We start from the raw sequence: 20970 nt of genomic DNA on the forward strand, positions 1-20970 counted from the left end.
GTCCTTATGGGAGGGCTGCGGACAGCTTCTGCGGCTCGGCCGCAACGAAGTGGGAGGGCGAGAAGCGGCGGTATTCGACAAGCGCCGGCTCGTCGCCGATTTTCCTGACCGGGCTAGGAATGGCGCCGGTCAGAAGCGAGGTGTCGATGCTGCGATCCGGATCGGGGATCGGTATCGCCGAGAGCAATTTGCGCGTATAGGGATGTTGCGGATTTTCGAAGATTTCCTGTCGCGTGCCGATCTCGACGATCTGGCCGAGATACATGACCGCGACGCGATGGCTGATCTTTTCGACCACAGCCATGTCATGGGTGATGAACAGATAGGAAAGACCGCGCTCCTTCTGCAATTCCAGCAGTAGGTCGAGGATCTGCGCCTGTATCGAGACATCGAGCGCCGAGACGGACTCATCGGCGATGATCAGCTCGGGATCGCTGGCAAGCGCGCGCGCAATGCAGACACGCTGGCGCTGGCCACCTGAAAGCTCATGCGGAAACCGTGTCCGATAATCGCGCGGCAGGCCGACGCGGTCGAGCAGATCATTGGTGCGCGCCTCGATCGCCGCCCTGGTCGGTAACAGCTGATGAACGACCATCGGCTCGGCAATGCTGGCACCGACCCGCTGACGCGGATCGAGCGCGGCAAAGGGATCCTGAAATATGTATTGGATCTTCTGCAGCAGCGAATGTTTCTCGCGCTCGTTCATTTCGGCGATGTCACGTCCGCGGAAACGTATCTTGCCGCCGGACGGCTGCATGATCTGCTGCAGCATGCGGCCGGTCGTCGATTTGCCGCTGCCGGATTCGCCGACGAGTGCCAGCGTCTCGCCGGCTGACATCTCAAAGGAGATACCTTCGACGGCGTGCACTCGATGCGTCGTCCGTCCGAATATGTTCTTCTTCGCCTGGAACCTGGCGGTTAGTCCGTCGACTTGAAGGAGCGGCGGTTTGGCGCCCGAGCGTTCCGCCTCGAGCGTCTCGCTATTGGGAGCGGGCTTTCCGGACATGCTGCCGAGCCGCGGCACGGCGGCAAGCAAGGCCTGCGTATAGGCGTGCTGAGGATTGGAAAACAGGGCTCGCACCGGCGCATCCTCAAGCTTTTCGCCATGGCGCATCACGATGACGTCGTCCGCCATCTCGGCAACCACACCCATGTCGTGGGTGATGAAGATCACCGCCATACCGAGCTCGCGCTGCAATTCCCTGATGGTGTTGAGGATCTGTGCCTGGATGGTAACGTCCAGCGCTGTCGTCGGCTCATCGGCAATCAGAAGCTGCGGCCGGCAGGAGAGTGCCATGGCGATCATGACGCGCTGGCGCATGCCACCGGACAGTTGATGCGGATAACGCTTCATCATCGCATCGGCGTCGGGAATGCGGACTTTTTCCAGCATATCGCGGGCGATGCGATTGGCCTCGGCCCGGGATGTCCTTTGATGCAGCAGCACCGCCTCTGTGATCTGGTCACCGATCGAAAAGACCGGATCGAGCGAGGTCATCGGCTCCTGGAAGATCATGGCGATCTCGCCGCCGCGGATTTGCCGGATGCGTTCGGGGTTTGCCTTGAGAAGATCGAGCGGGCCGGTGCGGCTTCGGAAAATCGCCTCGCCGCCGCTGATGTGGCCGCCGGAATAATCGGTGAGGCGCATGATCGCCCTTGACGTCACCGATTTGCCGGAGCCGGACTCGCCGACGATGGCGAGCGTCTTGCCGGCATGAACATCGAAACTGAGCGACTTTACCGCCTGAAAGGCATCGAACCTTTGGGGGAAGTCTACCGATAGCGAGCGAACCGAAAGAAGGGGAGCAGAAGGGTCAACTCGGATATCGATCGGTAGGCTCATAGGGTTGCCGCTGACCTCGCTGCCTGCTCGTAATAGCCCGACAGCGCCCGCAAATGCGATGCTATGTCGGAAAGATCGTCCTGAGAGAGGCCTGAAACCTTGGTGGCTTCGACCAGCAGCCGTTCGCGGATTTCGGAATAGCGCGTCAGCGCCTCCAGGCCCTTGTCGGTCACCTGAATCATCTTTTCCTTGCCGGTCTTGCCGGTCTTGACGAGACCGGCAGCCTCCAGCTTCTTCACGGCGTAGTTGGCGACATGGGTGTCTTCGATGTCGAGCACGAGGCAGAGATCTGACAACGTCTTCGGCCGCCCACGGTGCCGCACCGAATGGATGATCAGGATCTCGACCGGCGAGAGGCTGGGCACGCCGGCAGCCGCCATGCAGCGAACCATCCAGCGGTTAAACGCATGCGAAAAAAGGATCAATCCATACTCAAGTTCGGAGAGGGCCGGAGAACTGCCTCCCGCCAGATGGGCGGACGACACGATCAATTCGCGGGGAGATTTCCGTTCCTTCGGCTTATCCAAAATGCTCTCACATAACCGGATTGAAGTACGTCAGGCAGACTATCCGACAAAGACAATTTGTCAACAAATTATCGCTAAGATTCAAGTATCCTCGGCCAGGCTTTTTGGCAGTGCACCTGACCACACTCAAGGCGGCCAAGGAGGTAATCTCTAAGCCTCAGGTTTGCCGTATCCGCCGCCAGTCGGGGTGACGACGGTGAAGGCTTCGCCAGCGTCCAATACCGTATGGGCGGCGCCGATCAGCTCGTCGATGGTGCCGTCGTTGCGCCGGACATAATTGCGGCCGGTCTGACCCGGTTCACCGCCCTTGGCGCCGAACGGAGCGATGCGGCGATGGCCGGAGAGCACGGCAAATTCCAGCTTCTCGCGGGTCCGAATGGTACGCTGGGTACCGTTGCCGGAGCTCCATCTGCCGCGTCCGCCGGAATTCGGGCGGATATGGAAATCCTCCAGCACCACGGGGAACCGGGTCTCGAGAATTTCCGGATCGGTCAGGCGCGAATTGGTCATGTGCGTGTGCACGGCATCGGCGCCGTTGAAACCAGGGCCGGCGGGCGCGCCGGAACAGATCGTCTCGTAATATTGATAGGTATCATTGCCAAAGGTGAGGTTGTTCATCGTCCCCTGGGCAGCGGCGAGCGTGCCGACCGCGCCGAACAGGCAGTTGGTCACGGCCTGGCTGACCTCGACATTGCCTGCGACGACGGCGGCCGGATATTTCGGCGTCAGCATCGTCCCGTCGGGGATGATGATCCGAACCGGCCGCAGACAACCGGCATTCATCGGAATGTCGGCTTCGACCAGCACGCGGAAGACATAAAGCACGGCAGCGCGCGTTACCGGCTGCGGCGCATTGAAATTGTCCGCGCGCTGCTCCGAAGTCCCGGTGAAGTCCACCGTCGCCTCGCGCTTGTCCCTGTCGATCGAAATCTTGACGACGATCTTGCAACCCTGATCCATTTCATAGCTGAACTCGCCGTCCGGCAGACGATCGAGAACGCGGCGCACGCTTTCGGCCGCATTGTCCTGGACGTGACCCATATAGGCATCGACCACGTCTTCGCCGAAGTGGACGATCATCTTCTTCAGTTCGGCAACGCCCTTCTCATTGGCGGCGACCTGTGCCTTCAGGTCGTTGACGTTCTGCGCCAGTGTGCGTACCGGGTAGCGGGCGCCGGTCAAGAGCTTCGCCAGCTCGTCTTCGCAGAAGCGGCCGCGATCGAGGAGCTTGAAATTGTCGATATAGACTCCTTCCTCCTCGATGTGAGTGGCAAGCGGCGACATGGAGCCGGGGGAGATACCGCCGATATCGGCGTGATGGCCGCGGCTGGCGACCCAGAAACGAATGTCCTTGCCGGCATCGTCGAAGACGGGCGTGCAGACTGTGAGGTCCGGCAGATGCGTGCCGCCATTGTAGGGCGCATTGATAAGGAAGACGTCGCCGGGATGGATGATCGGATTTTCCCGGATGGCAGTTGCGACCGAGGCGTCCATGGAGCCGAGATGCACCGGCATGTGCGGTGCATTGGCAACGAGATTACCTTCGGCATCGAAGACGGCACAGGAGAAGTCCAGCCGCTCCTTGATATTGACGGAATAGGCGGTGTTCTGGAGCGTCACGCCCATCTGTTCGGCGATGGACATGAAGAGATTGTTGAAGATTTCCAGCATCACCGGATCGGCCTTGGTGCCGATGGCAGTGCGTTCCGGCAATGCCTTGATGCGGGTCAAGACGATGTGATCCTTCGCCGTCAACACCGCCTGCCAGCCGTCCTCGATGACGATGGTCTGGTTCGGCTCGATGATGATCGCCGGTCCGGTCACTGTCTGGCCGGGCAGGATCGCCTCGCGCAGCACGACGGCTGCATCGTGGCTTTCGCCCTGGGAATGGAAGGATGTGCGGCGGGCCGCATCGGCTTCGCCTTTGCCGGACTGTTCTTTCTCGATGTCGATCTCGGCCGCCGCACCTCCGATCGTTTCGATTTCGACTGCCTCGACCACCAGCGGCTTATCTTCCGCGACAAAGCCGAAGCGGCGCTTGTGCAGCACTTCGAATTCGCTGCGCAGCCGCGCGGGCTCGTCGACCCCGGGGAAGGTGACCTCAACCGCCAGCATCGTATCCGTGCCCGCATAGCGGATGTGAGCGCGCTGGATCGTGCGGATATCGTCCTCAGTCACGCCTTGCGCTTGCAGTTCCGGCACGCATTCGCCCTGCAATTCTCGGCCCAATGCGGCAATGGCCGCCGGCGCGGCATCGTCGAGCCGTACGCCAAGGGCCTTCTGCCGCGTAGCCCTGATATCGGCGAGACCCATGCCATAGGCTGAGAGCAGGCCGGACATCGGATGCAGCAGTATGCTCTTCATGCCGAGCGCGTCGGCGACGAGGCAGGCGTGCTGTCCACCGGCGCCGCCGAAGCAATTGAGGGCATAGTGCGTCACGTCATAGCCGCGCTGCACCGAAATCTTCTTGATCGCCTCGACCATATTGGCAACGGCGATACGGATGAAACCGTCAGCCACTTCTTCCGGACTGCGGCCATCGCCGATCTGGACTGCCAATTCGGCGAACCTGCCGCGCACCGTCTCGATATCCAACGGCTGATCCTGGTTCGGCCCGAAGATCGCGGGGAAAAATTCCGGCAGCAGCTTACCGGTCATGACATTGGCATCGGTCACCGCCAAAGGCCCGCCGTTGCGATAACAGGCGGGGCCGGGAAAAGCGCCGGCGGAATCCGGGCCGACACGGAAACGGTCGCCATCGAAATGCAGGATCGAGCCGCCTCCAGCAGCCACCGTATGGATCAGCATCATCGGCGCACGGACACGGACACCGGCGACTTCCGTCTCGAAGGCGCGCTCATATTCGCCGTCGAAATGCGCCACGTCGGTCGACGTGCCACCCATATCGAAGCCGATGACATTGGCAAAGCCGGCCTGCTCACCGGTCTTTGCGAGGCCCACCACGCCGCCTGCGGGGCCGGAAAGGATGGCGTCCTTGCCCTGGAACATGTCGGCAGCGGTCAGCCCGCCGGACGACATCATGAACATGACGCGCACGCCTGTACGAGCAATATCAAGCTCTTCCGAGACTTGGTTGATGTAGCGGCCGAGCACAGGTGAGAGGTAGGCGTCAACCACCGTCGTGTCGCCACGGCCGACCAGCTTAATCAACGGCGAGACCTCGTGGCTGACCGAGACCTGCTCGAAACCGAGGCGCCTTGCGATCTTGGCAACGGCTGCCTCGTGCGCCGGGAATTTGTAGGCATGCATGAAGATGATCGCGATGGCGCGATAGCCTTTGGCACGCAGATCCCGCAGTGCCGCTTCCGCTGCCTGCTCGTCCAGGGCAAACTCTACCGCGCCGTCGGCAAGCACGCGCTCCTCGATCTCCACCACGTCGTCGTAAAGCGCTTCTGGCTTGATGATTTCAGTCGCAAAGATCTTCTTGCGTTCCTGATAGCCGATGCGCAGCGCGTCGCGGAATCCCTTGGTCGCGACGAGAGCCAGACGTTCGCCCTTGCGCTCCAGAAGCGCATTCGTGGCAACTGTCGTGCCCATGCGCACCTCGCTGATCAAGCCGGCCGGGATTGGCTCGCCACTCGTCAGACCGAGATGCAGGCGGATACCGTAAACTGCGGCGTCACGATAAGCGTCGGGATTTTCCGAAAGGACTTTGCGGGCGTGCAATTCTCCTGCGGGATCGCGCCCGACGATGTCGGTGAAGGTGCCACCGCGATCGATCCAGAAATCCCAATGACCCGCCGCGCTGCCTGACAAGACCGCCTCCACCAAAACCGCTCAAATATTCACTAAGAAAATATCGATAAATCGTCGATGTTTTATCGTCAAGAGCAGGATGGTCGTCGATGCGGCAACCGGCGAAATGTAACACTCAGCGCAGAACCGGTTTTTATGATTCGGCATGCGCAGTGGAGATGATATTTGTATTGTGCGAAACAGCGTTGCAAACATGCGAGCATCGACAGACCACCCCATCCCGTATCCTCAACGTCGAAATTTCAGCTAGACCGTCAATGACCATCTCGCCCCCTTTTCTCGGCCTTCCAGATCGCCTCGCCGACGGCCACATGCCCCGTGCGGTGATCTTCGGAGCCGGTCATGGCAGTACCTATCCTGGCAAGGACAGCAGCGGCTATGCCTTGGCCGCCGACGCCATTCGCGCTGCGAGCCAGGACGATGCCACGCTCATCGAACATTGGGATTTCGATCTCGGCGGACCGCTGTTCGACGGCAAGCCGATTAGCTGCATCGACGCCGGCGATATTCCGACCATCATGCACGACAATGCCGGCAACCAGACCCGGATAGAGGCAAAGACGCGCGAGGTCCTGGCATTGCCGGCGGTACCGGTTCTGCTCGGTGGTGATGATTCCGTCGTCATTCCCTTCCTCGCTGGCTTTGCGGATCACGGTCCGGTCTGGGTCTTGCAGATTGATGCCCATATCGACTGGCGCGATGATTTGCATGGGGAACGCCATGGTTATTCGAGCCCGATGCGCCGAGCCAGCGAAATGCCGCATGTCGCCGGCATCGTGCAAGTTGGCCTCCGTGGTGTCGGCAGCGCACGCCTCACCGAAATCGAAGCGGCACAGCATTACGGCAGCCGCTTCGTAACCGCCCGCGAGGTTCACGCCCAGGGCGTTGAAGCCGCACTCCGGCATATTCCCGCGGGAGCGCGGGTTGTCGTCACCCTCGACTGCGACGGCTTGGATTCCAGCGTCATGCCGGGCGTGGCGGCGCGTACGCCAGGCGGCCTTACCTATACACAGGTCATCGACTTGATCGCCGGCCTCGGCAGGCGGGCCACGATCGCAGGTTTCGACCTTGTCGAGCTTTATCCCCCTGCTGACATCGGCGGCCTGTCGGCCCTGACTGCCGCGCGCCTCCTCGTCAATGTGATCGGCACTGTCATCCGGCAGGTTTGAAACTCTGGCTTCTTTCGCAGCATGATGACTTGGCTGGAGCCCTCAGTCGTCTAGAGGATGCTCCCGTGCGACCAGCGACTTGTGTCGGCCCTAAGCGCCTAATGCAGGCCGCCTACGCCGAGCAGGCGCTCAACGGCGTCATGGTCCTGGGAGAGGGCGCCGGGCGTCCCTTGCCAGGCAAGCCGTCCACGCTCGAGGATGATCACCTGATCGGCGAAATCCAGTGCGCTTTGAATGCGTTGCTCGACCAAGAGGATGGTCATGTCGCCGGTCTTGGCGAGATTGGCGAAGGCGGCCATGAGTTCTTCGCAGATCACGGGCGCCAGCCCCTCAAGCGGTTCGTCGAGGAGGAGCACGGAGGGGCGGCCAAGGATGGTCCGTGCCGTTGACAGCATCTGCTGTTCTCCGCCGGAGAGCTGGTTGCCGAGATTTTTGCGGCGTTCCTTGAGGCGCGGAAACATGTCGTAGGCTTCCTGCAAGGCAGCCTTTGGACGGCCTTTCAGACCGACCGAGAGGTTTTCCTCGACCGTCAATGTCGGAAATACATCGCGCGTCTGCGGCACGTAGCCGAGACCCTGATGCGCGCGCTTCGCACTCGGCAGGCCGGTGACATCGGCGTTGCCCAGGCGGATACGGCCGTCATAGCGGCGCGTCTGGCCGGCAAGCGTTGCAAGAAGCGTCGTCTTGCCCATGCCGTTGCGGCCGAGCACGGCAAGCCGTGCGCCAGCGGGAACGGAAAAGGAGACACCTTCAAGCACCCGCGTCGGCCCATAGCCGGCGCACAGATTTTCCACTTCAAGCGGCGTGGCTGGCATTGGCGTAGCTCCCCAGATAGGCTTCGCGCACGCGCGTATCCTTCGTGACGTCGGCGGGCGAGCCGTCGAAAATGACGGTGCCGGCGGCCAATACGACGACGCGCTTGGCGAAGCGGAAGACCAGGTCCATGTCATGCTCGATCATCAGCACGGCGAGATCGCCGGGCAGATCGGCGAGCGCCTGCTCGATGCGACCAGTATCGCTCTGCGGGACGCCGGCGGCGGGTTCATCGAGCAGCAGCACCTTCGGCTTCAACGCCACGGCGACGGCGATCTCCAAAAGCCGCTGCTGGCCATAGGCGATCTCGCTGACCTTGCGATGCATGAGATCGCCAAGACCCAATGCACCGAGCAAATCGTGAGCCTCAGCCATGACATCGCGCATGGCCAGGAAATTACCGAACATGCGGCCGGAGCGACCGGAGCGCTGCAAAATGGCGAGGCCAACATGCTCGGTCGGTGTCATATCCTGAAAGAGCCGCGTCACCTGGAACGAGCGCACCAGCCCACGCCGGACACGACCGATAGCGTCGATCTTGGTCACCGTCTCGCCGCCAAGACGGACCGCACCGGAATCCGGCCGCAGAATGCCAGTAACCAGATTGACGAAAGTGGTCTTGCCCGCACCGTTCGGCCCGATCACTGCCACCCGATCACCCGGCGCCATCGACAGGCTCACGTCGTTGGTCACGGTCAACCCACCGAAAGCCTTCTTGAGATGCTCAACCTCGAAGATCGCGCTCATGAACGGTCCTCCCGGCTGCGCGCGAGATAGGCCGCGGCGGTGCCGTAGATGCCCTTCGGCGCGAACAGGACGACCAGGATCAGCAGCAGGCCGACGACCGTCAGCCAATGGAAGGGATTGGCGGCGGAAACATAGTCTTCGAACAGCATGAAGATCATGGTGCCGGCGAGCGCCCCGAACAACGAGCCGGTGCCCCCGAGCACGAGCATGACCAGCGCCTCGGCGGATTGTGTGAAGGAGAGGCTGTCGAGGCCGACCACCTGAGTGGAGATTGCGTTCAGCGCACCGCCGACGCCAGCGACAGCTCCGGAGATGACATACATCTTGATCAACGCTGTCTTCGGCGAGGCGCCCATGGCACGGATGCGCAAAGGATCTTCCTTGATACCGCGGCAGAGCATGCCGAAGGGTGATCGCACAAGAAAACGAAGCAGGATCAATACGATCAGAAGAAGAGCTACAGCATAGATATAGGCCGTATGCCCATAGAGATCGAACTCGAACAGGCCGAACAGCGGATCGGCAGAGATGCCGGAAAGCCCGTCGCTGCCGCCGGTCCAGTTCGATGCCTTGTTCGCGAATTCATGAAAGAGGTAGATCAGCGCGATCGACAGCACGAGTTGCGGCAGGCCCTGTGCTCGGAGGATGACGACGCCGCAGATCAACCCGGCGATCGCTCCGCCAATGATGCCGGCCACCGTCATGATCATTGGATCGTTGATGCCATAATGCGCCGATACGATACCGGCGGCATAGGCGCCGGCCCCGAAGAGAGCCGCATGGCCGAGCGTCGCCACACCGCAATAGCCGGTCACCAGATCGAGCGACAAAACCAGCAGGGCGATCGCGATCAACCGTGTCAGAAGCGCGAGATTGTCGGGAAACAGCAGATAGCCGACCGCCGCCAGCACCAGGATGGTCGCTATGGCGATGGCATCGCGCCCAAAGGCGCGACGCGTGCTGGCGGCGGCGGTCTCTTTGTCCATGATCAACGCCATTTCATTTCGCCCTTCCGGCAAGGCCGCGTGGGAAGATGCAGACGATCGCGATCACGGCAAGATAGAAGAAGAATTCGCCATATTCCGGCATCAGATAACGGCCCGTCGTATCGATGCAGCCAAGGATGAGACAGGCAAGCAGCGCCCCAGAAATGGAGCCGGCGCCACCGACCGAAACGACCACGAGGAAGGTCACCATATAACGCAGGGCATAGTAGGGTTCGACCGGCAGGAGTTCGGCGCCGACAACGCCGCCGAAAGCGGCGAGCCCCACAGCAACGGCGAAGCTGACGGCATAAACGATCTCCGTGCGCACGCCGAGGGCCGCTGCCATCGAGGCGTTGTCGACCGAGGCGCGGAGCTTGACGCCAAACGAGGTCTTCTCGATCGTGTACCACAGTGCCAGCGCGACGATGAGCCCGCATTCGATCGCAAAGAGGCGATGCGTGCCGATGGTGCGGAAGCCGAGATTGACGGAGCCCTGTAGCTCGTTCGGCAAGGGGATCGTCTTCAAGGTCGGACCGAAGACATAGTTGGCGATACCGATGATGCAGAAGGTAATGCCGATCGTCATCAGCACCTGCGTCAGTTCCGGCGCCCCATAGATGCGCCGGTAAAGCAACCGTTCGATCGGGATGGAGATGATCACGGTGCCCACGACCGCAAGCAGCACCGCGACCGCATAACCCATGCCAAGATCGTGTGCCGCATAGGAGGCGATGTAGCCGCCGATCATCGCGAAGGCGCCATGCGCCAGGTTGACGACGCGCATCAGTCCCATGGTGATGGACAGACCGATCGAAATCACGAACAGCACCATGCCATAGGCGAGGGCATCCACTGCTATGCTAAGCACGGTTTGCATGATGCTGGTCCGATTACCTTTTCTGGTCCTGCCTTAATCCCTCTCCGCCGGAGCGGACGCAAGCCGCCCGCTCCCTGAATAGCCGGAAGGATGGGGCGAAGGCCGACCTTACTTCGCTGCGGCGAGACCGGGATCGCCCTGCTTTTCGAAGGTCTGGATTTCCTTGTTGATGTAGGTGCCATCAGCAGCCTTGGCGACCTCGCGCAGATAGATGTTCTGCGTGATATGCCTGCTGTCCGGATCGATGGTGACGGGACCGCGTGGGCTGACCCAGGAGAGGCCCTTCACCGCATCGACTGCCTTCTGTGCGTCCTGCTTGCCGCCGGTCGCCTCGATCATCTTGTAGATGACATGCATGCCGTCGAAGGCGCCGACAGCCGGGAAGGTGAGTTCGGCCGGATTGCCGATCGCCTTGCCAGCAGCAGCGACGAAGGCCTTGTTTTCCGGGGAGTCATGCGACACCGCATAGTGAAAGGTAGTCTGCATGCCGAGTGCAGCGTCGCCGAGCGCGGGCAGGTCCGATTCCTGCGTTAGGTCGCCGGGCGAAAACAGCTTGATGCCGGCGCTCTTCAGGCCGTTTTCATTGTACGCTTTGACGAAACCGAGCGTGGTCGGACCGGAGGGCAGGAAAGCAAAGACGCCCTGCGCGCCGGAATCCTTGATGCGCTGCATGATCGGGCTGAAATCATTGGTCGACAGCGGCATACGGATAGCCTCGACGACTTGACCGCCTGCCTTCTCGAAGCCGGCCTTAAAGGCATTTTCGGCATCGATACCAGGACCGTAATCGCTGACGACGGAAATGATTTTATTGACCCCGCTATCATGCGCAACCTTGGCGATCGGCGTCGAGGTCTGCCAAGTCGTGAACGAGGTACGCACGACAAGTGGGCTCTTGGTGACAATCGCCGACGTGGCGGCGTTCATGATCACCATCGGCACATTGGCCTGCTTGAGGATCGGCGTCACAGCCATGGCGTCCGGTGTGAAATAGAAGCCGGCGAGATATTGTACATGCTCTTTGACGACCAACTCTTGCGCCGAGGATTTCGATTGCGCCGGGTCGGCCTGCGGGACGTCGCGGTAGATCACCTCGATCTCGTTGTCGCCGACTTTGTTGCCGTGCATTGCCATATAGGCATCGATACCAGCCTTGAAGTTCTTGCCCTGCAGCGCGAATGGGCCAGAAAACGGACCGATGACGCCGACCTTGATCGTGTCGGCATAGGCCGCGCTACCCATGGCGATAGCCGCGATTGCGGCCAAAACGAACCGTCTCATATTTTCTCCTCCCACAGCCAGCCTGCTCCCGGACCAGCTTGCGTTGATGAACTTCCGTGACTGCCAATCTGGCATGTGAAATGGTAATGTAAAATGAAATAAAAGCTCGTATTCATAATTCTCAGGTTATGTTTGACGCTAGGATTTCGGCTCAAGAAGCCACCCCCAGTCGTTTTACATTGCCGATCAGTTCATGGGCCGATCGCAGCGACGCGGCCGTCGCTATCACCATAGGCGGCAACAACAACCATTCTAGCGTCCAAGCTGCGCCCGAGCGTTCCTGCTCGTGCACCAGGGATTGATGGATGCCGGAAAGCTGAACGGCATTGAAGCGGGCTAGGGATACCAGTGCCTCGGCGGCAACCGGGTTCTGCTTGTGCGGCATGGCCGAAGAGCCGCCCCCGCCGGCGAGTTCGATTTCGTCACCGGCCTGCGCGAGAAGCGCTATGTCCTGGCCGATCTTGCCGAGGCTGCCGGAGATCAGCGAGAACAGACCAGCGAGTTCCGCAATTTTGGCCCGCTGGTTCTGCCATTGCGGCTCGTCGGTGAGGTCGAGTTCCTGCGCCAGCGATGCACGAACAGCCACGGACTTCAATCCCAATTTTTCCAAAGTGCCGACCGCGCCGCCAAACTGGAGCGGAAAAGTCTCCTGCGTCAGCCGGTCACGATATTTCTCCAGCGGATCGCACCAGGTGCGCAGCCGGTCGGACACCGTGATCGGAAGGGCGGCCTGCATGCGGGTATAGCCCATAAGGCGATTTGAACCATACTGCTTGTCGAGCTTTTCAAGCGCCGCCGCAACGGCGAAAAGGCGGTTGCTGAACAGGAAGGCGACCGCCTTGAGACGGATCATCAGGCTGGTGTCGATGACATCCTGGCTTGTGGCGCCGAAATGCACATGCTGTGCTGCCTCGCCGCCGACCGCCTTGCGCAATTGCTTCACGAGATCCGGGACGACGACCCCGTCCGTCGCCGTCGCGGACTTCAGGCTGGCAACATCGGGCTGGAAATGTGTGCAAACCTCAACAATTCGCTGCGCCGCCGCCTGCGGAACGAGACCATGCCGCGCTTCGGCCTTCGCCAGCGCCGCCTCGAAGGCAAGCATGGCACGAATATCGGCTTCCACCGAAAAATAAGCGGAGACCTCATCGTCGCCGAGAAGGCCGGAGAGAAACGGGTGATCGAAGGCAGAGATGCTCATGGCCTATATATCGAGGAAAACCGTTTCCTTGTCGCCCTGCAAATGCACGTCGAACGTATAGACCGATCCTACCTGGCTGGCGATCAGGGTGGCGACGCGGTCGCGATGTTCGATACGGGCAAGCAACGGGTCCCCCGAATTGGCCTCGGCCTCGTCCGGAAAATACATGCGCGTGTGCAACCCGATATTGATGCCGCGTGCGACGATCCAGAGCGTGACATGCGGCGCCATCCGGCGGCCGTCCTTATAGGGAACGCGGCCCGGCTTCACCGTCTCGAAGCTGAAGACGCCGTCTTCGGCGCTGGTGGGGCAACGACCCCAGCCGGTGAAATTCGGATCGGCCGTTCCGCGCAGTTCCGAAGGACTATTGTAAAGCCCGACGCTATCGGCCTGCCAGATTTCGACGACGGCGTCCTTCACCAGCGTGTCGGCGCCGTCGAAAATCCGGCCCCTGACCGTGATGCGCTCCCCAATCGTCTTTTCGTTGATCATGGATGTGCCGAGATCTGCGTCATAGACGCCGCCGATGCCGCAAAAATTCGGCGTCAGGCCGATATGGACGTATGGACCGGCCGTCTGCGACGGCGTTTCCTTGAGATAGCGGAGTTCCTGCACCATCAGTTGCCCTCCAACCGGTTTTCGAACAATGTCGAGCGACGGCCGCGCAGCACGATGTCAAATTTATAGGCGCGCGCATCCATTGGGATGGTATTGCCCCAGTCAAGCGGCGCGATGAGCTGTTCGATCGCGCTTTTATCCGGGATCGTGCCGACGATCGGACATTTCCAGATCATCGGATCGCCCTCGAAATACATCTGCGTGATCAGCCGCTGCGCAAAACCGTGGCCGAAGATCGAGAAATGGATATGCGCCGGCCGCCAGTCGTTGACGCCGTTCGGCCAGGGATAGGCGCCCGGCCGGACGGTGCGGAAAGCGTAATGGCCGTCCTCATCGGTGATGGCGCGGCCGCAACCGCCGAAATTCGGATCGATGGCGGCGAGATAGGTCTCTTTCTTGTGGCGATAACGCCCGCCGGAATTGGCTTGCCAGAATTCGACCAGAACGCCCGGAACGGGCCTGCCGCGTTCATCGAGCACACGACCGTGCACGATAATGCGTTCGCCGATCGCGCTTTCTCCAGGCTTGGCGAAGTTATGGATCAGGTCGTTGTCGAGTTCGCCGAGAATCGAATGTCCGAACACTGGTCCAGTGATTTCGGAGATCGTTCCGTCCAGCGACAGGAGCGCCCGCTGTGGCGAGCGCAGCACCGAGGTCTTGTAACCGGGCGTGAAGGCTGGCGCATGCCAGGCACGATCGCGGGCGAAAAAGGCGCCGGTTTCCGGCCTGCTGTTGGTTTTGTCAGACATATCTGCCTCGCTTCAAGCCGTCTCTTCGGCGTCCATCTGTTCGAAAACCTGTTTGGCGATCTTGATCGCGTGATTGGCGGCCGGCACGCCGGCATAGATGGCCACGTGCAACAGTGCTTCGCAGACATCGTCGCGCGTCGCGCCGGTATTGCTGGTGGCGCGGACATGCATCGCCACCTCATCATCCTGACCCAGCGCTGCCAAAAGCGCGATCGTCACGATCGAGCGCTCGCGCTTGCTGAGCGTCGGACGCGACCATACGTGACCCCAGGCCGCTTCCGTGATCAGTTCCTGGAACGGCCGGTCGAAATCCGTCGATCCCGACTGCGTGCGGTCGACATGACTGTCGCCAAGAACAGCGCGGCGCGTCGCCATGCCCTGAAGGTAGCGCTCGGACGGGGCGAGGGGATCATTCATGGGCCTTTTTCTCCATACAGAGCGAAATCGATGAACGCGCGGATGATGGCGGTCAGTGCCTCGGGTTGCTCGACACAGGGGATGTGCCCCGCGTCCTTGATAACTTCATAGCGCGCATTGGGGATCAGCTTGGCGGTCGACAGCACCAATTCCGGCGGCGTCGAGCCATCCTGATCGCCAACGATGCAGATGGTCGGCACCGCGATCCTCTTCGCCGCCTCGGTGAAATCGGCGTCGCGAAGGGCAGCGCAAGTGGCGACATAGCCTTCCACCGGCTGGCGGATCAGCATGTTCCGGTAGCCGCCGAAAGCAGTGTTTTCAGGACGGCGAAAAGCGGGTGTGAACCAAAGCTCGAGCACGCCGTCGGCAATTGCCTCGATACCCTCAGCTTCGACCTTGGCGATGCGGTTGGTCCAACTCTCCACAGTGCCGATCTTGTGGGCCGTATCGCAAAGGATCAGCGCCCGCACCAAATCGGGCCGCCGCTGATAGAGCGACTGCGCAATCAGCCCTCCGACCGACAGGCCGCAGATAAAGGCATTCTTGACCGCGAGCAGATCGAGCAGCCCCGCGAGATCGGTGGCGTGATCCTCCATCGTATAAGGCATCTGACCGAGATCGGAGAGGCCGTGACCACGCTTGTCATAGAGCACGATGGCAAAATCTCCCGCGAGCCGCACGATCACATCACGCCAGATCCGGAAATCGGTGCCAAGCGAATTGATAAAGACAAGAACCGGCTTATCGCCGGCCGCACCGATGATCTGGTAGTGAATCGTGACGTCGTTAATACGGGCGAACTGCACTGGAAATCTCCTCGACAGCGAGATTGGAGGTTTAATCTGGTTAGGTAAAATGATATTTGTCGGCCTTTCAATAACCAGCGAGTTATGAAAAACCATGATCGACTCCCGCGTCAAATTCCGCCATCTTCAGACCTTTGTCGAGGTTGCCCGCCAGAAAAGCGTGATCAAGGCGGCCGAACTCCTGCATGTCAGCCAGCCCGCGGTGACGAAGACCATCCGCGAGCTGGAAGAGGCGCTGGGCGTCGATGTTTTGGAACGCGACGGGCGAGGCATCAAGATCACCCGTTACGGCGAAGTCTTCCTGCGCCATGCCGGAGCGGCGCTGACGGCGCTCCGGCATGGCTTCGATTCCGTTTCGCAGGAGCGTTCGGGCGAAGCGCCGCCGATCCGGATCGGCGCTTTGCCAACCGTCTCGACACGGATCATGCCGCGGGCGATGGAGTTGTTCCTAAGGGAGGAGACCTGGAGCCGCATCAAGATCGTCACCGGTGAAAACGCGGTGTTGCTGGAACAACTCCGCGTCGGAGATCTCGATCTCGTCGTCGGCCGCCTGGCCAGTCCCGACAAGATGGCCGGCTTTTCCTTCGAGCATCTTTATTCCGAGCAGGTGGTCTTCGTGGTGCGTGCAGGGCATCCGCTGCTTGCGGCCAAACAATCGCTGTTTTCCGATCTCGGCAAATACCCTGTTCTGATGCCGACGCGGGGCTCGATTATCCGGCCCTTCGTCGAGAGCTTCCTGATCGCCAACGGCGTCGCCAGCCTGCCGAATCAAATCGAGACCGTATCGGATTCCTTCGGCCGCGCCTTCGTGCGATCGAGCGACGCCATCTGGATCATCTCAACCGGCGTCGTTGCGAGCGACGTCGAGGACGGTTTGCTCAGCCTGCTGCCGATCGACACTAGCGAAACGAAAGGTCCCGTCGGGCTCACCATGCGCACCGACGCCATTCCCACCATGCCGCTCTCGATCCTGATGCAGACGATCCGTGAGGCGGCGAACGAGGTGGCGAAGAAGAAGTAGACGCCGGGCTAATAGGGCAGACCGACATAGTTTTCCGCCAGAGCCGTCGAGGCGGCGCGGGAATGGGTAAGATAATCCAGCTCCGCCTCCTGAATCTTCTGGTCGAAATCGCTGGTATCTGGGAAACGATGCATCATGGTCGTCATCCACCAGGAGAAGCGTACGGCCTTCCAGACGCGAGCGAGCGCATGGGTGGAATAAGCGTCCAGGCCAGCGTTGGACCGATCCTGGTAATGTTCGGCAAGACCTGAAAAGAGATAATGCACGTCGCTTGCCGCAAGGTTCAGTCCCTTGGCTCCCGTCGGCGGCACGATATGCGCGGCGTCGCCGACGAGGAACAAGCGGCCGAAGCGCATGGGCTCGGCGACGAAGGAGCGCAATGGCGCGATCGATTTCTCGAATGAGGGCCCGGTGACCAAAGCCTCGGCATGATGCGCCGGCAGGCGGTGGCGCAGCTCGTCCCAGAAGCGATCGTCGCTCCAGTTCTCGATTTTCTCATCCAGCGGACATTGTATGTAATAGCGGCTGCGCGTCATCGACCGCATCGAGCATAGCGCAAAACCACGCGGATGATTGGCATAGATCAGCTCGTGATTGACCGGCGGAACGTCGGCGAGCAGCCCGAGCCAGCCGAAAGGATAGATTTTCTCGAAGCTGCGGATCGATTTTTCCGGAACAGACTTGCGGCTCACGCCATGAAAGCCATCACATCCGGCGATAAAATCGCAATCAATATGGTGTGTTATCCCATCTTTCTCATAGGTGACATAAGGCGTGATTCCATCGAAACCATGTGGATTAACATTGGCCGCATCGTAAATCGTCGGAGCACCGCTCTGTTCGCGATGCGTCATCAGATCGCGCGTAAGCTCCGTTTGGCCGTAGACCGTGACGCGCTTACCACCGGTGAGGCCATGGAGATCGATGCGATGGTCGCGGCCGTCGAAGGCAAGTGAAAAGCCGTCATGCGGCAGGCCCTCGGCATGCAGGCGCGCACCGGATTTCGCCTTGTCCATCAGCCCCACCGTGCCTTCCTCCAGGACACCGGCACGGACGCGACCGAGGATATGGTCCTTGCCGACGCGGTCGAGAATGACGTTGTCGATACCGGCTTCCGTCAGCAATTGGCCCAGAAGCAGGCCGGATGGACCCGAACCGATAATGGCGACTTGAGTACGCATGATCTCCTCCCGCGCTTCGTCTTTTTTCTAATTCTGCGCGGCGGAGAGGGCGGCAACAATGGACATTTCGCCCAAGTAATTGCACAAATCGAACATAACTGCGGGAGGTAGCTTTGTCGAAACTAGTGCCGACCTACGAACTCTACGGTGAAAATACAGGCAAAAAGCCAGATTTCTGGCTGCATTGCGAGACAATTCCGTCGCGCAGCAGCCAGCATCATTGGGAAATCCGACCACATCGCCACGAAAGCTTCTTTCAGATCCTGTACATAGATGCCGGCTCCGGCGATGCGGTCTTTGACGGAGAAAGCCACGCCATCATGCCCCCGGCGGTGATCACCATTCCGCCGCGCCTTAATCATGGTTTCCGCTTCTCCAGGGACATTGACGGCTTCGTCATCACGGTATTGATCTCGCACCTCAAGGCGGCGCCCGGCGACCGCAGCCGGCTCGGCCAATGGCTGGCGACACCGCATCTGACGCGACTGGATACGAGCAGCCAAGACGCAGCATACGTCGCCGAAACCTTGAAGCGCCTCGGCAAGGAATTCGCCAATCGCCACAGCGGGCGCAACGATCTGCTCGAAGCCTATCTGACCTCGGCGCTGCTTCTGACCGCTCGCCTTTCCCAACAGGGAGGCGAGGGGCAAGGTGCATCCGATGAAAGCGAGCGGCGGATGGAGACGCTCTATGGCCTCATCCAGCGCCATTTACGCTCGCACAAACCTGCCGCCTTTTATGCCGAAGCGCTCGGCATCTCGCCGACACATCTGAACCGCGTCGTGCGTGACAAAACCGGCCATGGTGCACACGAGCTGATCGTCCGCAAGCTGGTCGATGAGGCCAAGCGCGAACTGGTCTTCACATTTGGAAGCGTCCAGGAGATCAGCTTTCGCCTGGGGTTCACCGATCCCACCTATTTCTCTCGCTTCTTCCTGAAGCAAACCGGCCAGACACCCCGCGCATGGCGCATCGAGGAACGAGAGAGGCTCGGAATGTGAGCAAGGCAATGGTCTATGCCAATGGGCGCCAACCACCCGCCCTCGTGGTTCGAGGGCGCTTGCGCGCCACCTCACCATGAGCTACCTCCTCACTCCGCCGAAGTGCAGTGAGCCATATCGAAAAAGAGGCCTGCTCCATCCTCATCCTGAGGCGGGAGCCTCGAGCTTATCGAAGGGCGACCCTTGAAGGACGAGGATGGCCCGACGGACGTGCAGGCTAGCGCAGAACCAGCCGCAACATCGCCTGCGTTTCCCGCAACAGCGGCAGATAACGCTCCGCCATGTCGGCAGCGACGACATAGGCCGCCGGCGCGCCGATATTGATGGCTGCTACCGTCTGCCCGCGATCATTCGCCACCGGAACCGCGATGGAGCAGAGGCCGATTTCCAGCTCTTGATCGATGACTGCGTAACCCTGAGCCCGCACGCGGCGAAATTCAGCCATCAGTTCTTCCGGATCCGTCTTGGTATTCGGCGTGTTGGCTTTGAGCTCCGTGCGGGCAAGCACAGCGCGCGCCTCGCTTTCCGGCAAGGCACTCAGCAAGACTCGACCCATGGAGGCGCAATAGGCGGGAAGGCGGCTGCCGGGAGTGAGATTGATCGACATCACCCGGCGCTGTGACGCCCGGGCGATATAGACGATTTCGGTGCCGTCCAGCACCGAAGCCGAAGCGTTATGACCGGCGCGCTCCGAAAGCTGGTCGAGATAAGGCTGGATGATCGTTGGAAGCGGCGTCGCCGAAAGATAGGCATGGCCAAGTCGCAGGATTTTCGGTGTCAGTGTGAAGAACTTTCCGTCGTAGTCCGCATAGCCGAGTTCGGCGAGTGTCAGCAGCGAGCGCCGCACCGTGGCGCGGTCGAGCCCCGTCAACTTGGAAGCCTCGGCGATCGACAGCTTCTGGTGTGTTTCACCGAAGGCTTCGATTGTTTTCAATCCCTTGGCAAAGCCACTTACGAAATCGCTTTCACGCATAATTTCCCTCCGACTTGGAGATATTGTGCGATATATGAACAAAAGTCAAATAACGCACAAAATATTTGACGCCGATCGCCCGGAGGCGCTTATTTACGGCCAGACGACATGAATATTTTGGGAGGCCTTATGGCGAAGATCGTATCGCTTTCAGAAGCGGTGGCGGAAAATGTGCGAGATGGCGATACCGTCGCCATGGAGGGATTTACCCACCTGATACCCTATGCCGCCGGGCACGAAGTCATCCGCCAAGGTAAAAAGGATCTCTTTCTGATCCGCATGACGCCGGACATTCTCTACGACCAACTGATCGGCGTCGGGGCCGCCCGCGGTATGAAATTCTCTTGGGGCGGCAATCCGGGCGTCGGCTCGCTGCATCGCTTCCGCGACGCCGTCGAAAACCAGTGGCCGCGCCCGCTGGAGATCGAGGAACATTCGCATGCAGCCATGGCCAACGCCTATGAGGCGGGTGCGGCGAACCTACCCTTCGCAATGCTGCGCGGCTATATCGGCGCCGACCTCCCGAAGGTCAATCCGAACATCAAAAACGTGACCTGCCCCTTCACCGGCGAGGTGCTCGCCGCCGTTCCCGCCATCCGCCCGGATGTTACCATCATCCACGCGCTGCGCGCCGACCGGAAGGGCAATGTATTGCTCGAAGGCATTGTCGGCGTGCAGAAGGAAGCAGTGCTTGCCGCCAGACGCTCGATCATCACCGTCGAGGAGATCGTCGAGGAACTGAACCCGCCATCGCCGAATTCGGTCGTGTTGCCGACCTGGGCAGTCACCTCCGTCGTGCTTGTGCCGGGTGGCGCCTTCCCCTCCTATGCGCAGGGCTACTACGCCCGCTCGAACGCGTTCTATATCGCCTGGGATGAAATCGCCCGCGACCGCGGCAGCTTCCAGGCCTGGATCAAGGAGAATGTCATGGAGGCTCGGCCGGAAGACTTCGCCAAATATGCAAAAAAGCATGCCGCGTGAGG

Annotated in this window: 19 protein-coding genes; 4 read left to right on the forward strand and 15 right to left on the reverse strand. The window is 60.6% G+C overall.

From position 1 onward, the window contains the following. Positions 1 to 4: 4 nt before the first annotated feature. From CCGE525_RS29870 to CCGE525_RS29880, 3 genes are all read right to left on the reverse strand, one after another. Positions 5 to 1843 (reverse strand): ABC transporter ATP-binding protein, encoded by a 1839-nt coding sequence (locus CCGE525_RS29870; RefSeq protein ID WP_120707836.1) that lies wholly within the window; start codon positions 1841 to 1843, stop codon positions 5 to 7. Then, positions 1840 to 2370, reverse strand: coding sequence for a winged helix DNA-binding protein (locus CCGE525_RS29875; RefSeq protein WP_120707837.1), 531 nt, complete (start codon positions 2368 to 2370; stop codon positions 1840 to 1842). Before CCGE525_RS29875 ends, CCGE525_RS29870 begins: the two co-directional genes overlap by 4 nt. A gap of 150 nt (positions 2371 to 2520) precedes the next feature. Further along, positions 2521 to 6147 (reverse strand): hydantoinase B/oxoprolinase family protein, encoded by a 3627-nt coding sequence (locus CCGE525_RS29880; RefSeq protein WP_120707838.1) that lies wholly within the window; start codon positions 6145 to 6147, stop codon positions 2521 to 2523. A gap of 257 nt (positions 6148 to 6404) precedes the next feature. Here CCGE525_RS29880 and CCGE525_RS29885 point away from each other — a divergent pair, with 257 nt between their 5' ends. Next, the gene (locus CCGE525_RS29885) at positions 6405 to 7316 is read left to right on the forward strand and encodes an agmatinase (protein WP_120707839.1); all 912 of its coding nucleotides are present in this window, start codon (positions 6405 to 6407) and stop codon (positions 7314 to 7316) included. A 98-nt stretch (positions 7317 to 7414) separates the two neighbouring features. Here CCGE525_RS29885 and CCGE525_RS29890 read toward each other — a convergent pair whose 3' ends face one another. From CCGE525_RS29890 to pcaD, 10 genes are all read right to left on the reverse strand, one after another. Beyond that, the gene (locus CCGE525_RS29890) at positions 7415 to 8131 is read right to left on the reverse strand and encodes an ABC transporter ATP-binding protein (protein WP_120707840.1); all 717 of its coding nucleotides are present in this window, start codon (positions 8129 to 8131) and stop codon (positions 7415 to 7417) included. Continuing rightward, complete coding sequence (locus CCGE525_RS29895) at positions 8112 to 8876, reverse strand: ABC transporter ATP-binding protein (RefSeq protein ID WP_120707841.1); 765 nt, start codon at positions 8874 to 8876, stop codon at positions 8112 to 8114. Before CCGE525_RS29895 ends, CCGE525_RS29890 begins: the two co-directional genes overlap by 20 nt. Continuing rightward, entirely contained in the window at positions 8873 to 9874 is a 1002-nt protein-coding gene (locus tag CCGE525_RS29900) for a branched-chain amino acid ABC transporter permease (RefSeq protein ID WP_120707842.1), read from the reverse strand. Before CCGE525_RS29900 ends, CCGE525_RS29895 begins: the two co-directional genes overlap by 4 nt. A 1-nt stretch (position 9875) precedes the next feature. Continuing rightward, on the reverse strand, positions 9876 to 10739 hold the full coding sequence (locus CCGE525_RS29905) for a branched-chain amino acid ABC transporter permease (RefSeq protein ID WP_120707843.1): 864 nt from the start codon (positions 10737 to 10739) through the stop codon (positions 9876 to 9878). Positions 10740 to 10847: 108 nt separating this feature from the next. Next, positions 10848 to 12020 (reverse strand): ABC transporter substrate-binding protein, encoded by a 1173-nt coding sequence (locus tag CCGE525_RS29910; protein ID WP_120707844.1) that lies wholly within the window; start codon positions 12018 to 12020, stop codon positions 10848 to 10850. Positions 12021 to 12171: 151 nt separating this feature from the next. Next, positions 12172 to 13221: a 3-carboxy-cis,cis-muconate cycloisomerase gene (locus tag CCGE525_RS29915; protein WP_120707845.1), complete on the reverse strand. Its 1050-nt coding sequence runs from the start codon at positions 13219 to 13221 to the stop codon at positions 12172 to 12174. Positions 13222 to 13224: 3 nt separating this feature from the next. After that, a complete protein-coding gene (pcaG, locus tag CCGE525_RS29920; RefSeq protein WP_205587524.1) occupies positions 13225 to 13836 on the reverse strand; it encodes a protocatechuate 3,4-dioxygenase subunit alpha in 612 nt (203 codons plus the stop codon). Positions 13837 to 13838: 2 nt separating this feature from the next. Continuing rightward, positions 13839 to 14588 carry a protocatechuate 3,4-dioxygenase subunit beta gene (gene pcaH / locus CCGE525_RS29925; RefSeq protein ID WP_120707847.1) on the reverse strand — a complete coding sequence of 250 codons (750 nt, stop codon included), beginning with the start codon at positions 14586 to 14588 and terminating at the stop codon, positions 13839 to 13841. A gap of 12 nt (positions 14589 to 14600) precedes the next feature. Then, complete coding sequence (gene pcaC, locus CCGE525_RS29930; RefSeq protein ID WP_120707848.1) at positions 14601 to 15005, reverse strand: 4-carboxymuconolactone decarboxylase; 405 nt, start codon at positions 15003 to 15005, stop codon at positions 14601 to 14603. After that, complete coding sequence (gene pcaD, locus CCGE525_RS29935) at positions 15002 to 15811, reverse strand: 3-oxoadipate enol-lactonase (protein WP_120707849.1); 810 nt, start codon at positions 15809 to 15811, stop codon at positions 15002 to 15004. Before pcaD ends, pcaC begins: the two co-directional genes overlap by 4 nt. A gap of 94 nt (positions 15812 to 15905) precedes the next feature. Between pcaD and pcaQ the strand changes: the two genes are divergently transcribed. After that, the gene (gene pcaQ, locus CCGE525_RS29940) at positions 15906 to 16832 is read left to right on the forward strand and encodes a pca operon transcription factor PcaQ (protein WP_120707850.1); all 927 of its coding nucleotides are present in this window, start codon (positions 15906 to 15908) and stop codon (positions 16830 to 16832) included. An 8-nt stretch (positions 16833 to 16840) separates the two neighbouring features. Here pcaQ and pobA read toward each other — a convergent pair whose 3' ends face one another. Next, positions 16841 to 18013 carry a 4-hydroxybenzoate 3-monooxygenase gene (gene pobA / locus CCGE525_RS29945; protein WP_120707851.1) on the reverse strand — a complete coding sequence of 391 codons (1173 nt, stop codon included), beginning with the start codon at positions 18011 to 18013 and terminating at the stop codon, positions 16841 to 16843. 113 nt (positions 18014 to 18126) lie between these two features. Between pobA and CCGE525_RS29950 the strand changes: the two genes are divergently transcribed. After that, positions 18127 to 19014: a helix-turn-helix domain-containing protein gene (locus CCGE525_RS29950; protein WP_120707852.1), complete on the forward strand. Its 888-nt coding sequence runs from the start codon at positions 18127 to 18129 to the stop codon at positions 19012 to 19014. Between the two features lie 217 nt (positions 19015 to 19231). Here CCGE525_RS29950 and CCGE525_RS29955 read toward each other — a convergent pair whose 3' ends face one another. Then, positions 19232 to 19987 (reverse strand): IclR family transcriptional regulator, encoded by a 756-nt coding sequence (locus tag CCGE525_RS29955; protein ID WP_120707853.1) that lies wholly within the window; start codon positions 19985 to 19987, stop codon positions 19232 to 19234. A 129-nt stretch (positions 19988 to 20116) separates the two neighbouring features. On the opposite strand from CCGE525_RS29955, the gene CCGE525_RS29960 reads away from it, so the two are divergent. Further along, complete coding sequence (locus CCGE525_RS29960; RefSeq protein WP_120707854.1) at positions 20117 to 20968, forward strand: CoA transferase subunit A; 852 nt, start codon at positions 20117 to 20119, stop codon at positions 20966 to 20968. Positions 20969 to 20970: the final 2 nt, after the last annotated feature.

It is taken from the genome of Rhizobium jaguaris (assembly GCF_003627755.1).
Taxonomy (GTDB): Bacteria; Pseudomonadota; Alphaproteobacteria; order Rhizobiales; family Rhizobiaceae; genus Rhizobium; species Rhizobium jaguaris.